The sequence below is a fragment of the Salmonella sp. NW645 genome (genome assembly GCF_051703725.1).
In the GTDB taxonomy this organism is placed as follows: domain Bacteria; phylum Pseudomonadota; class Gammaproteobacteria; order Enterobacterales; family Enterobacteriaceae; genus Salmonella; species Salmonella enterica.
The window spans coordinates 257,932-272,023 of sequence record NZ_JAMMKR010000006.1; the positions used below are offsets into that span (position 1 = coordinate 257,932).

General features: G+C 54.3%; 11 protein-coding genes. 6 read left to right on the top strand and 5 right to left on the bottom strand.

What is annotated here, in order from left to right; all coding sequences use genetic code 11:
- Positions 1–36 precede the first annotated feature (36 nt).
- The 5 genes from sadA (at position 37) to trmL (ending at position 8,913) form a co-directional block, all read left to right on the top strand.
- Entirely contained in the window at positions 37–4,461 is a 4,425-nt protein-coding gene (gene sadA / locus NA389_RS14920) for a trimeric autotransporter adhesin SadA (protein WP_061379035.1), read from the top strand.
- A gap of 298 nt (positions 4,462–4,759) precedes the next feature.
- The gene (lldP, locus tag NA389_RS14925; RefSeq protein ID WP_001055308.1) at positions 4,760–6,415 is read left to right on the top strand and encodes an L-lactate permease; all 1,656 of its coding nucleotides are present in this window, start codon (positions 4,760–4,762) and stop codon (positions 6,413–6,415) included.
- Entirely contained in the window at positions 6,412–7,188 is a 777-nt protein-coding gene (gene lldR, locus NA389_RS14930) for a transcriptional regulator LldR (RefSeq protein WP_000636700.1), read from the top strand. The genes lldP and lldR overlap by 4 nt, the downstream gene beginning before the upstream one ends.
- Entirely contained in the window at positions 7,185–8,375 is a 1,191-nt protein-coding gene (gene lldD / locus NA389_RS14935) for an FMN-dependent L-lactate dehydrogenase LldD (protein WP_000587003.1), read from the top strand. The genes lldR and lldD overlap by 4 nt, the downstream gene beginning before the upstream one ends.
- A gap of 64 nt (positions 8,376–8,439) precedes the next feature.
- Positions 8,440–8,913, top strand: a complete 474-nt coding sequence (trmL, locus tag NA389_RS14940) for a tRNA (uridine(34)/cytosine(34)/5-carboxymethylaminomethyluridine(34)-2'-O)-methyltransferase TrmL (protein WP_000932335.1) — start codon at positions 8,440–8,442, stop codon at positions 8,911–8,913.
- A gap of 182 nt (positions 8,914–9,095) precedes the next feature.
- On the opposite strand, the gene cysE is transcribed toward trmL, so the two are convergent.
- From cysE to NA389_RS14965, 5 genes are all read right to left on the bottom strand, one after another.
- Complete coding sequence (gene cysE, locus NA389_RS14945; protein ID WP_001112114.1) at positions 9,096–9,917, bottom strand: serine O-acetyltransferase; 822 nt, start codon at positions 9,915–9,917, stop codon at positions 9,096–9,098.
- Positions 9,918–9,994: 77 nt separating this feature from the next.
- Positions 9,995–11,014: an NAD(P)H-dependent glycerol-3-phosphate dehydrogenase gene (gene gpsA / locus NA389_RS14950; protein WP_001076596.1), complete on the bottom strand. Its 1,020-nt coding sequence runs from the start codon at positions 11,012–11,014 to the stop codon at positions 9,995–9,997.
- Positions 11,014–11,481 carry a protein-export chaperone SecB gene (gene secB, locus NA389_RS14955; RefSeq protein ID WP_000003370.1) on the bottom strand — a complete coding sequence of 156 codons (468 nt, stop codon included), beginning with the start codon at positions 11,479–11,481 and terminating at the stop codon, positions 11,014–11,016. The genes gpsA and secB overlap by 1 nt, the downstream gene beginning before the upstream one ends.
- A gap of 43 nt (positions 11,482–11,524) precedes the next feature.
- On the bottom strand, positions 11,525–11,776 hold the full coding sequence (gene grxC, locus NA389_RS14960; protein ID WP_001273796.1) for a glutaredoxin 3: 252 nt from the start codon (positions 11,774–11,776) through the stop codon (positions 11,525–11,527).
- A gap of 85 nt (positions 11,777–11,861) precedes the next feature.
- On the bottom strand, positions 11,862–12,293 hold the full coding sequence (locus NA389_RS14965; protein WP_001156179.1) for a rhodanese-like domain-containing protein: 432 nt from the start codon (positions 12,291–12,293) through the stop codon (positions 11,862–11,864).
- 247 nt (positions 12,294–12,540) lie between these two features.
- On the opposite strand from NA389_RS14965, the gene gpmM reads away from it, so the two are divergent.
- Positions 12,541–14,085: a 2,3-bisphosphoglycerate-independent phosphoglycerate mutase gene (gene gpmM / locus NA389_RS14970; protein WP_079917067.1), complete on the top strand. Its 1,545-nt coding sequence runs from the start codon at positions 12,541–12,543 to the stop codon at positions 14,083–14,085.
- Positions 14,086–14,092 lie beyond the last annotated feature (7 nt).

Sequence of the window (14,092 nt, forward strand, 5' to 3'; positions counted from 1 at the left end):
TGATACAACTATTTTAGAAAAGGAAAGCACTTATCCATGAACAGAATATTTAAAGTCCTCTGGAATGCCGCTACGGGAACATTTGTTGTCACCAGCGAAACCGCAAAAAGCCGCGGCAAAAAAAGCGGCCGCAGAAAGCTGGCGGTTTCCGCACTCATCAGTCTTAGCAGTATTATGGTCTCTGCGGATGTATTGGCCAATGCAGGTAAAGATACTGGCAGCGGTGTTACTCCATCCGACTCCACTGCAGGAACAGGGTGGATTGCAATTGGTACCGATGCCACAGCCAATACTTACACCAACGTTGATGGCGCAAGCGCCGCAATGGGTTATCACGCCTCCGCGATGGGGAAATGGAGTACCGCCATTGGTTCATACAGCCAGTCCACCGGCAACTCTTCGCTAGCGCTTGGCGTAAAATCCGTTTCAGCCGGTGACCGGGCTATTGCGATGGGGGCCTCATCCTCAGCTGGCGGGAGTTATTCGATGGCAATGGGCGTGTATGCCGATTCGAGCGGCGCAAACTCGGTTGCATTAGGTTATAAATCTGTCGCAAGCGGAGCAACTTCCGCTGCATTAGGTTATCAAGCCACTGCGAGCGGCGACGACAGCGCTGCATTTGGTAATGGCGCACAAGCGATAGGCACCAACTCAGTCGCCCTTGGCGCGGGCTCTACCGCTCTGGAAGACAATTCGGTCGCCGTGGGTAACAGCACCACTCAGCGACAGATCACCTACGTTGCTAAAGGCGACATCAATGCCAACAGTACCGATGCCGTTACAGGTGCGCAAATTTATTCTTTAAGTCAATCCGTCGCCGATCGACTAGGCGGAGGGGCTTCCGTTAATTCTGATGGTACAGTGAATGCGCCCCTCTACAAGGTGGGCACAGGCATCTACAATAACGTAGGCAGTGCGTTAAGCGCACTTAACACTTCTATCACGAATACAGAGGCCTCTGTCGCAGGATTAGCCGAAGACGCGCTGTTGTGGGATGGCAACACAAGCGCATTCAGCGCTAACCACAGCGGAAGCGACAGCAAGATTACCAATCTGGCGGCAGGTACCCTGGCCGCAGACAGCACTGATGCGGTTAACGGCTCCCAGTTGTTTGATACAAATGAGAAAGTGGATCAGAACACCGCTGATATCACTACCAATACCGACAGCATTAACCAGAACACAACCGATATCGCCGCCAATACGGCCAGCATTAATCAGAACACCACTGATATCGCCACCAACACCACCAGTATCAACAGTCTGAGCAACTCCGTTACCACGCTCACCGACGATGCCCTGTTGTGGGATGGCAGCGCAAGCGCATTCAGCGCCAACCACAGTGGAAGCGACAGCAAAATCACCAATCTGGCGGCAGGCACCCTGGCCGCAGACAGCACCGATGCCGTTAACGGCTCCCAGCTGTTTGCCACCAACGAAAATGTGTCGCAGAACACCACGGATATCGCTGCCAATACCGACAGTATTAACCAGAACACTACCGATATCGCCGCCAATACCACCAGCATCAATCAGAACACCACTGATATTGCCACCAATACGGCCAGCATTAACCAGAACACCACTGATATCGCCACCAACACCACCAGTATCAACAGTCTGAGCGACTCCGTCACCACGCTCACCGACGATGCCCTGTTGTGGGATGCAGCCTCTGGCGCATTCAGCGCTAAGCACAACGGAAGCGACAGCAAGATCACCAATCTGGCGGCGGGCACCCTGGCCGCGGACAGCACCGATGCTGTTAACGGCTCACAGTTGTTTGCCACCAACGAAAATGTGTCGCAGAACACCACGGATATCGCTGCCAATACAACCAGCATCAACCAGAACACCACTGATATCGCCACCAACACCACCAGTATCAACAACCTGAGCAACTCCGTCACCACGCTCACTGACGATGCCCTGTTGTGGGATGCAGCCTCTGGCGCATTCAACGCTAACCGCAACGGAAACGCCAGCAAAATCATTAATGTCGCCGCCGGGGACCTTTCTGAAGACAGTACAGACGCGGTGAACGGCTCCCAGTTGTATGAAACCAACCAGAAGGTGGATCAAAACACCTCTGCTATCGCAGATATTAATACGTCCATCACTAACCTTAGCTCTGACAACCTGAGCTGGAATGAGACAACGAGTTCGTTCTCTGCCAGCCACGGAAGTAGTACAACAAACAAAATCACCAACGTTGCCGCCGGGGAGCTGTCTGAAGGAAGTACCGACGCCGTTAACGGATCGCAGCTGTTCGAAACCAATGAAAAAGTGGATCAGAACACGACCGATATCGCCGCCAATACCACCAACATCACTCAGAACAGCACCGCGATTGAGAACCTGAATACTTCTGTCTCCGACATTAATACGTCCATTACCGGCCTCACTGATAACGCTCTGTTATGGGACGAAGACATCGGCGCTTTCAGCGCAAACCACGGTGGAAGCATCAGTAAAATAACCAATGTCGCCGCCGGGGCGCTTTCTGAGGACAGTACAGACGCGGTAAACGGCTCACAGTTGTATGAAACCAACCAGAAGGTAGATCAAAACACCTCTGCTATCGCGGATATCAATACGTCCATCACCAATCTTGGTACCGATGCACTGAGCTGGGATGACGAAGAGGGTGCGTTCAGCGCCAGCCACGGTACCAGCGGTACCAATAAGATAACCAACGTAGCAGCAGGTGAAATCGCCAGTGACAGTACTGACGCTGTTAATGGCTCTCAGCTTTATGAAACTAACTTGCTGATTTCTCAGTATAATGAATCTATTAGCCAACTAGCCGGCGATACCAGCGAAACCTATATCACGGAAAATGGTACCGGCGTGAAATACATCCGTACGAATGATAACGGGCTTGAAGGCCAGGATGCATACGCAACGGGTAACGGCGCAACGGCAGTGGGTTACAACGCCGTCGCATCCGGTGCTTCGAGTCTGGCGCTTGGAGAGAACAGCAGCAGCAGCATTGATGGCAGCATCGCTTTGGGCAGTGGCTCCACCTCTAACCGCGCTATTTCATCAGGTATACGAGCAACGAGCGTAACAAGCGATGGCGTCGTCATTGGCTACAATACAACAGACAGAGAGTTGCTGGGCGCGTTGTCATTGGGGACGGATGGAGTAAGCTATCGTCAAATTACCAACGTTGCGGACGGCTCTGAAGCGCAAGATGCGGTAACAGTTCGTCAGTTACAAAATGCCATTGGTGCGGTCGCCACTACACCGACCAAGTACTACCACGCAAACTCAACGGAAGAAGATTCACTGGCTGTCGGGACTGACTCACTGGCAATGGGTGCGAAAACCATCGTCAATGCTGATGCAGGTATTGGTATTGGTCTGAATACACTGGTGATGGCTGATGCCATCAACGGTATTGCTATCGGTTCTAACGCACGCGCCAACCATGCAAATAGTATTGCAATGGGTAATGGTTCTCAGACCACTCGCGGCGCACAGACTGACTACACCGCCTACAACATGGACGCACCGCAGAACTCTGTCGGTGAGTTCTCTGTCGGCAGTGAAGACGGTCAACGTCAGATCACTAACGTCGCGGCGGGTTCGGCAGATACCGATGCCGTTAACGTTAGTCAATTGAAAGTCACCGACAGCCGTGTTGCCGCAAATACCGAAAGTATCAATAACCTGAACACGCAGGTGAGTAGTCTTGATACCCGCGTCACCAATATCGAAAACTCTGTCGGCGATATTGTCACTACCGGTAGCACCAAGTACTTCAAGACCAACACCGATGGCGTAGATGCTAATGCGCAGGGTAAAGACAGTGTTGCGATTGGCTCTGGCTCTATTGCTGCCGCTGAAAACAGCGTAGCGTTAGGCACAAATTCAGTCGCAGATGAAGCTAATACTGTGTCTGTCGGCTCTTCTACCCAACAACGCCGTATTACCAACGTTGCCGCAGGGGTGAACAACACTGACGCGGTTAATGTGGCGCAACTGAAAGCTTCAGAAGCAGGCTCCGTTCGTTATGAAACCAATGCAGATGGCTCGGTTAACTATAGCGTGCTCAACCTGGGAGACGGGAGTGGCGGTACTACTCGGATCGGCAATGTTTCAGCGGCGGTGAACGATACGGATGCGGTTAACTATGCGCAATTGAAACGCAGCGTCGAAGAAGCAAACACCTATACCGACCAGAAAATGGGTGAAATGAACAGCAAAATCAAAGGCGTAGAAAACAAGATGAGCGGCGGTATCGCCTCAGCGATGGCCATGGCCGGTCTGCCACAAGCCTACGCTCCAGGCGCCAACATGACCTCGATTGCTGGCGGTACATTTAATGGTGAAAGTGCCGTCGCTATTGGTGTCTCCATGGTAAGTGAAAGCGGGGGCTGGGTGTATAAATTGCAAGGAACCAGTAACAGCCAGGGCGATTACTCTGCAGCTATTGGCGCTGGCTTCCAGTGGTAATGGAGTAACAATACTCCCGACATCAAAGGCAATGGCATAATGCCATTGCCTTTTCACTTCCCTTTGTTGTACTCACCCCTTAATTGGCCCTACCAATTCCCGCTAAATCCGGCCACATGTTCACATTTCATTAAATTACCCCTACAATACCGTTGCCAATAAATAACATCTAGTTAACTATTTGTTGTCATTATCCATACACAACAATATTGGCAGGACCACTTTTACACATAATGTGACCCCAACGAGATGAGCAAAGATTCATCCCATTATGCGTGTGGTTCTCAGGAGACCTGCAATGAACCTCTGGCAACAAAACTATGACCCGGCGGGTAATATCTGGCTTTCCAGCCTGATCGCATCGCTCCCAATCCTGTTCTTCTTTTTCGCCCTGATTAAACTCAAGCTGAAAGGCTACGTTGCCGCTTCGTGGACGGTGGTTATCGCGCTCGCCGTCGCGCTGCTGTTCTATAAAATGCCGGTCGATCACGCACTGGCATCGGTCGTGTATGGCTTCTTCTACGGGCTATGGCCGATTGCCTGGATAATCATCGCCGCGGTCTTCGTCTATAAAATCTCGGTAAAGACCGGGCAGTTTGACATTATCCGCTCGTCAATTCTGTCGATAACCCCCGATCAACGCCTGCAAATGCTGATTGTCGGCTTCTGCTTCGGCGCGTTCCTTGAAGGTGCGGCGGGTTTCGGCGCGCCGGTGGCGATAACCGCCGCGCTGCTGGTGGGTCTGGGCTTTAATCCGCTGTATGCGGCAGGGCTGTGTCTGATTGTAAATACCGCGCCGGTCGCCTTTGGCGCGATGGGTATTCCGATTCTGGTTGCCGGACAGGTCACGGGCCTGGACAGCTTTGAAATCGGTCAGATGGTAGGCCGCCAGTTGCCATTCCTGACCATTATCGTGCTGTTCTGGATTATGGCGATTATGGACGGCTGGCGCGGCGTGAAAGAAACCTGGCCTGCGGTAATGGTCTCTGGCGGTTCATTTGCTATCGCCCAGTATCTCAGCTCCAACTTTATCGGGCCGGAACTGCCGGACATTATCTCTTCTCTGGTGTCTCTGGTGTGTCTGACGCTGTTCCTCAAACGTTGGCAGCCGGTACGCATCTTCCGCTTCGGCGATATGGGCGCGTCGCAGGTCGATCAGACGCTGGCCCGTACCCGTTATACGACAGGACAAATTGTTCGCGCCTGGTCGCCGTTCCTGTTCCTGACCGCCACGGTCACTCTCTGGAGCATACCGCCGTTCAAAGCGCTGTTTGCCCCCGGCGGCGCGCTGTATGACTGGGTAATTAACGTTCCGGTACCGTATCTCGATAAACTGGTCGCCCGTATGCCGCCAGTCGTACACGAAGCGACCGCTTACGCGGCGGTGTATAAATTTGACTGGTTCTCCGCCACCGGCACAGCGATCCTGTTTGCCGCGCTGTTGTCTATCGTCTGGCTGAAAATGAAACCCTCAGCCGCAATCCAGACCTTCGGCAGCACGCTGAAAGAGCTGGCGTTGCCGATTTACTCCATCGGCATGGTGCTGGCGTTCGCGTTTATCTCGAACTATTCCGGGCTTTCCTCCACGCTGGCGTTAGCGCTGGCGCACACCGGCAGCGCCTTCACGTTCTTCTCGCCGTTCCTCGGCTGGCTGGGGGTATTCCTGACCGGCTCGGATACCTCATCTAACGCGCTGTTTGCCTCTCTACAGGCTACCGCGGCGCAGCAAATCGGCGTTTCGGATGTGCTGATGGTGGCGGCGAATACCACCGGCGGCGTGACCGGCAAGATGATCTCGCCGCAGTCTATCGCCATCGCCTGCGCGGCGGTGGGACTGGTAGGGAAAGAGTCCGATCTGTTCCGTTTTACCGTCAAACACAGCCTGATCTTCACCTGTATGGTGGGCGTGATCACTACGCTTCAGGCCTATGTTTTAACCTGGATGATTCCGTGATTGTGATGCCAAAACGCCTGTCCGACGAGATTGCCTCTCGCGTGCGGGCGCTGATTGAAGAACAAAACCTGGAAGCGGGCATGAAATTGCCCGCCGAGCGCCAGTTGGCTCTACAGCTTGGCGTATCACGCAACTCTTTACGCGAAGCGCTGGCGAAGCTGGTCAGTGAAGGCGTGCTGGTGAGTCGTCGCGGCGGCGGGACATTTGTCCGCTGGCAGCACGAAACCTGGTCTGAACAGAATATCGTTCAGCCGCTGAAAACCCTGCTGGCGGACGATCCGGACTACAGCTTCGACATTCTGGAAGCCCGCCACGCCATTGAAGCCAGTACGGCCTGGCACGCCGCCATGCGGGCCACCAGCGCCGACAAAGAGAAGATCAGACTCTGCTTTGATGCGACGCTCAGCGAAGACCCGGATCTCGCCTCCCAAGCCGACGTGCGCTTTCATCTGGCGATCGCGGAAGCCTCGCACAATGTGGTGCTGTTGCAAACCATGCGCGGTTTCTTCGATGTCCTGCAATCCTCCGTCAAACAGAGTCGCCAGCGTATGTATCTCGTTCCGCCCGTATTCTCAAAGCTGACGGAACAACACCAGGCGGTGATGGACGCCATTCTGGATGGTAACGCCGACGGCGCGCGTAAAGCGATGATGGCGCACCTCAGTTTTGTCCACACCACGATTAAACGATTTGATGAAGACCAGGCCCGCCAGGCGCGTATTACCCGCCTGCCCGGCGACCATAATGAGATGACCAGGGAGAATAAATCATGATTATTTCAGCAGCCAGCGATTATCGCGCCGCAGCTCAGCGCACGTTGCCTCCTTTCCTCTTCCACTACATCGACGGCGGCGCGTATGCGGAATATACCCTGCGCCGAAATGTGGAAGACCTGTCGCAAGTCGCTCTGCGCCAGCGCGTGCTGAAAAATATGTCCGATTTAAGCCTGGAAACGACCCTGTTTAACGAAACGTTGTCGATGCCGGTGGCATTAGCGCCGGTAGGCCTGTGCGGCATGTACGCCCGTCGCGGCGAAGTACAGGCCGCCGCCGCCGCAGACGCAAAGGGCATTCCGTTCACCCTTTCCACCGTCTCCGTCTGTCCGATTGAAGAAGTCGCCCCCACGCTTAAACGCCCCATGTGGTTTCAGCTCTACGTATTACGCGATCGTGGTTTTATGCGCAACGCGCTTGAACGAGCAAAAGCGGCGGGCTGCTCCACGCTGGTCTTTACCGTGGATATGCCGACGCCGGGCGCGCGCTACCGTGACGCCCACTCCGGGATGAGCGGCCCAAACGCGGCCATGCGCCGTTACTGGCAGGCGGTGATGCACCCTAAATGGGCGTGGGATGTCGGCCTGAACGGTCGCCCGCATGATTTAGGCAATATTTCCGCCTATCTGGGTAAACCGACCGGCCTTGAGGACTATATCGGCTGGCTGGCAAATAACTTCGATCCGTCCATCTCCTGGAAAGATCTGGAGTGGATACGCGAATTCTGGGACGGCCCAATGGTGATCAAAGGGATCCTCGATCCAGAAGATGCCCGCGATGCGGTACGTTTCGGCGCTGACGGTATTGTGGTGTCGAATCACGGCGGCCGCCAGCTCGATGGCGTGCTCTCTTCCGCCCGCGCCCTGCCCGCCATTGCCGATGCGGTGAAAGGTGATATCGCCATTCTGGCGGATAGCGGGATTCGTAACGGGCTGGATGTCGTGCGTATGATTGCGTTGGGGGCCGATACCGTACTGCTGGGTCGGGCCTATCTCTACGCGCTGGCGACGGCAGGAAAAGCGGGTGTCGCCAACCTGCTGGACCTGCTCGAGAAAGAGATGAAAGTCGCCATGACCCTGACCGGCGCGAAATCCATTAGCGAAATCAGTGGCGATTCACTGGTGCAGGAACTGGGGAGAAGTTTGCCCGCCGCGCTGGCGCCAATGAGCAAAGGCGATGCCGCCTGAACGCCTGGCGCGTGAGAGCCCGGTAAATTTCTGCTATTCTGCCCCCCGCATTTAAGGGGGCATCATGCTTAACATCGTACTCTTCGAACCAGAAATCCCGCCGAATACCGGCAACATCATTCGTCTTTGCGCCAATACCGGCTTTCGTCTGCACATCATCGAACCGATGGGGTTTACCTGGGATGATAAGCGCTTACGCCGCGCAGGGCTGGACTATCACGAATTCGCTGCGGTTCAGCGCCATCACGATTATGCCGCCTTTGTCGCCGCTGAAAATCCGCAGCGCCTGTTTGCGTTGACGACAAAGGGCACGCCCGCCCATAGCGCCGTAAGCTATCAGGATGGCGATTATTTGATGTTTGGCCCGGAAACGCGCGGCCTGCCCGCCAGCATTCTCGATGCGTTGCCTAAAGAGCAGAAGATTCGCATTCCGATGATGCCGGATAGCCGTAGCATGAACCTGTCGAATGCGGTGTCGGTGGTGGTGTATGAAGCGTGGCGCCAGTTAGGATACCCCGGCGCGGTATTGCGCAGTTGATTTGTGCCGGATGGCGGCTGACGCCTTATCCGGCCTACATTAATATTGATAATATTCGTTTCGAGCGTTATCGGCGCAGCCAGATTGGACACGGACTGCGCTTGTCTACCTGAGCGTACACGCAATACGAGAGGATGACGAGCATAGCCCAGGTTCAATATGGCAAGTAAGATAGCTCGAAATCAGATGCCGTCGCCATACTCAAACGTATGGTGTAGCCCGTTGAAATGCTGGTCCATATCCATCGACGGCTTATCGCTGCCCGGCTTGCCGACAATACGCGCCGGAACGCCTGCGGCGGTAGTGTGCGGCGGGACAGGCTGTAAAACAACGGAACCTGCGCCAATTTTCGCGCCGCGCCCCACCTCGATATTGCCAAGAATTTTCGCGCCCGCGCCAATCATCACGCCTTCGCGGATTTTAGGATGGCGATCGCCGCTCGTTTTCCCGGTACCGCCCAGGGTGACGGATTGCAGAATCGACACATCATCTTCAATAACCGCCGTCTCCCCCACCACAATACCGGTGGCATGGTCGAGCATAATCCCGCGGCCAATTTTCGCTGCCGGGTGAATATCCACCTGAAACGAGACCGAAACCTGATTTTGCAGGAAGATAGCCAGCGCGCGGCGACCTTTATTCCACAACCAGTGGCCAATGCGGTAGGCCTGTAGCGCATGAAAGCCTTTCAGATATAACAGCGGCGTGGAGTATTTATCCACCGCCGGATCGCGAGTGCGCACGGCCTGAATATCGCAGGCTGCCGACGCGATCATTTCCGGGTCGGCGGCATAGGCCTCTTCAACTACTTCACGGATAGCGATAGCGGGCATGATGGGCGAAGCCAGTTTATTTGCCAGCATATAGCTCAGCGCACTGCCCAGATTTTCATGCTTGAGTAGCGTGGCGTGATAAAAACTGGCCAACATAGGCTCACAGTCAGCTAAAGCGCGGGCTTCAGCTTTAATATTCTTCCAGACGATTTCCAGTTCTTCACACGGCATGGCTTACTCCAGACGGGCAGAAAACGACCAACCCGTTCTGTGCGGGTTGGGTCGTTTATGCAAACAGTTCCTTACGGCTAGTGGCGACTCAGCTCTTCCTTGCGGGCGCGACCTAATAACGTTAATGCTGCCTCGCGCGCGTTTTTTCCGCAATACAATACTTGATAAATTTCCTCGGTTATTGGCATTTCAACACCAAAACGGTGCGCCAATTCACGAACTTCTTTCGTATTGCGATAGCCTTCGACCACCTGGCCAATCTTATCCTGCGCGCCTTTAACGTCCATGCCCTGGCCAAGCATCATGCCAAAACGACGGTTGCGCGACTGGTTGTCGGTACAGGTCAGCACCAGATCGCCTAAGCCCGCCATCCCCATAAAGGTGGCGGGATCGGCACCAAGCGCTGCGCCAAGCCGCGACATTTCGGTCAGTCCACGCGTGATTAGCGCCGTGCGGGCGTTCGCGCCGAAGCCGATGCCGTCAGACATCCCCGCGCCAATCGCAATCACGTTTTTCACCGCGCCGCCAAGCTGCACGCCGATAAAATCCGCATTGATATAGACGCGAAAACTTTTTCCGCAGTGCAACAGTTGCTGGAGATCGTCGGCAAAGGTCTCATCGGTTGAGGCCAGCGAGATTGCCGTCGGCAAACCCGCCGCCAGCTCTTTAGCGAACGTCGGACCGGAAATCACCGCCAGCGGAATTTGATCGCCTAACGCTTCGCGAGCGACATCCTGCAACAGGCGCCCCGTTTCCGCTTCCAGGCCTTTGGTCGCCCATACCAGACGCGCATCCGGACGCATCAGCGGTTTAATCTGCCGCAGCACGTCGCTGAAAACATGGCTTGGCACCACCACCAGAATGTTACGACTGGCCGCCAGCGCGGTTGCTAAGTCGCTTTCCAGGTGTAACGTATCGGGAAAAGGCACATCGGGAAGGAACGCGACGTTGCAGCGATCGTGCTCCAGGGTCGCGATATGTTTTGGGTCGTGGCCCCACAGGACAACCTGGTGGCCGTTTCTCGCCAGAGTGATGGCAAGAGCGGTGCCGTACGAGCCGGCACCGATGACTGTCATTGACGCATTACTTTGGTTCATCAGGCATCCTGATGTTCTTCAGTACCTTCGCCAGCCTGCTGCTGCAAATAGTTCATGAACAGCGCATCAAAATTGACCGGCGCAAGGTTCAGTTGCGGGAACGTACCGCGTGAAACCAGGCTGGTGATGCACTCGCGAGCATACGGGAACAAAATGTTCGGGCAGTATGCGCCCAGGCAATGCGCCATCTGAGTACCTTCAATACCGCTGATGGAGAAAATACCGGCCTGCTGAACTTCGCACAGGAACGCGGTTTCTTCCCCCAGGGAAGCCGTTACGGTAACACGCAGCACAACTTCATAAACGTCATCCGCCAGTTGGGAAGATGCCGTATCAAGATCCAGTTTAACCTCTGGCTGCCAATCTTTCTGGAAAACATGCGGTGCGTTTGGCGCTTCGAAAGAAACATCCTTGGTATAGATACGTTGGATCTGGAAAGCCATTTCAGTGTTATTTTGTTCTGACATGTGTAAAACCCTTTAGTGTTGTCCTTAAATACTTGAGTACGCCTTAACGCAACAGCGGATCCAGTCCACCACGCGCATCCAGCGCATACAAGTCGTCACAACCGCCAATGTGCTGTGCATCAATAAAAATTTGCGGAACCGTCGTTCGGCCACTACGTTTGATCATCTCTTCACGCTTCACGGCGTCGCCGTCAATCGCAATTTCCTGGAAACTCACGCCCTTGCTGTTTAACAGCGTCTTTGCACGATGGCAAAACGGACAGGTTGCTTTGGTGTAGATTTCAATATTGGCCATGACTTCGCTCCTGTTTTTTACCCGATGGATTTCATGTCGACGCAAGGGCAAGTCATTCCCCTTGCGTCATGAAAACGACGGGTAATCACTTACCGCGCACCAGAGGCAGATTCTCGCCGCTCCAGCCTGCTACGCCTTCTTTCAACACAAAGACCTTTTCAAAGCCGGCTTTTGTCAGCGCGTTAGCGGATTCCTGGCACTGCATACCAGAACCGTCGACCACGATAATCGGCTTGTCTTTGTGCTTTTCCAGTTCGCCAACATTGTTGGCTTTGATTTCGCTCGGCAGCAAATTGGTCGCGCCAGCGATATGGCCTTTACGGAAATCGTCACGTTGACGTAAATCCACAACAACGGCGTCCTCTTTGTTGATAAGGCGCGTGGCTTCGCCGCGTGTAATCACCTTAACTTTTGAAGTCAGACCTTTGAACGTGGTAAATAAAACCGCCACCAGTAACGCAATCCAGGCGATACTCAGTATGGGATGACGGCCAACAAATTGCATAATTTCTTGCATGGGGGGTAACAACTCCCGACGTAGTGATTAAAAAACCAGGAAAGGAGTATACCTGCGCAGTGGCGCAAATACAGCCAGAGCGTGCACTGGAATGCATTTTTGCGGGGCGCTACGAAAAAAAATCACGCTATTACTTGCCTTCTCACGCCAGCGCGATCCCTTTCTTTGATCTTCTGAGGCTATTTTATCGATTCAGCTGTAGTAAAATTACGCAATTATTTTGTCTATTGAGTATGAGGTTGTCGCAATGTCGGTTTCTAAAAAACCTATGGTACTGGTGATTCTGGATGGCTACGGCTACCGTGAAGAACAGCAGGATAACGCTATCTTAAACGCCAAAACCCCGGTGATGGATGCTCTGTGGGCAAAACGTCCGCATACCCTGATCGACGCATCCGGTCTGGAAGTGGGTCTGCCTGACCGCCAGATGGGCAACTCCGAAGTGGGCCACGTTAACCTGGGCGCAGGCCGCATCGTTTATCAGGACCTGACGCGTCTGGACGTTGAAATTAAAGAACGTACTTTCTTTGCTAACTCAGTCCTGACCAATGCGGTAGACCAGGCGAAAAACGCCGGTAAAGCGGTTCATATTATGGGTCTGCTGTCCGCGGGCGGCGTCCACAGCCACGAAGATCACATTATGGCGATGGTGGAACTGGCCGCAGAGCGCGGCGCAGAAAAAATCTATCTGCACGCCTTCCTCGACGGTCGCGACACGCCGCCGCGCAGCGCTGAAGCCTCGCTGAAAAAATTCGAAGACAAATTCGCCGCGCTGGGCAAAGGCCGCGTGGCGTCTATCGTCGGTCGTTACTACGCTATGGACCGCGACAACCGTTGGGATCGCGTGGAAAAAGCGTATGATCTGATGACCCTGGCGCAGGGCGAGTTCCAGGCGGATACCGCTGTGGCTGGCCTGCAGGCCGCTTACGCTCGTGATGAAAACGATGAGTTTGTCAAAGCGACCGTTATCCGCGCCGAGGGCCAGGCTGATGCGGCGATGGAAGACGGCGATACGCTGATTTTCATGAACTTCCGCGCTGACCGCGCGCGCGAAATTACCCGCGCTTTCGTTAACGCTGATTTCGACGGCTTTGCGCGTAAGAAAGTGGTTAATCTGAACTTTGTGATGCTGACCGAATACGCCGCCGACATCAAAACTGCCGTTGCCTACCCACCAGCGTCGCTGGCGAATACCTTTGGCGAATGGATGGCGAAAAACGACAAAACTCAGCTGCGTATTTCCGAAACGGAAAAATATGCGCACGTAACCTTTTTCTTTAACGGCGGCGTAGAAGAACCGTTTGCTGGCGAAGAGCGCATTCTGATCAACTCCCCGAAAGTGGCCACTTATGACCTGCAACCGGAAATGAGCTCTGCAGAATTGACTGAAAAATTGGTCGCGGCGATCGAAAGCGGTAAGTACGACACCATCATTTGTAACTATCCAAACGGCGATATGGTCGGTCATACCGGCGTGATGGAAGCCGCCATCAAAGCGGTGGAAGCGTTGGATAACTGCATTGACCAGGTAACAAAAGCGGTTGAGTCCGTTGGTGGACAACTGTTGATTACCGCGGACCACGGCAACGCGGAGCAGATGCGCGATCCGGCGACCGGTCAGGCGCATACCGCCCACACCAACCTGCCGGTGCCGCTGATTTATGTCGGCAAGAAAAACGTGAAGGCGGTCGAAGGCGGCAAACTTTCAGACATTGCGCCTACCATGCTGTCGCTGATGGGGATGGAAATCCCGCAAGAGATGACTGGTAAGCCGCTGTTCATCGTGGAATAATCCCTCC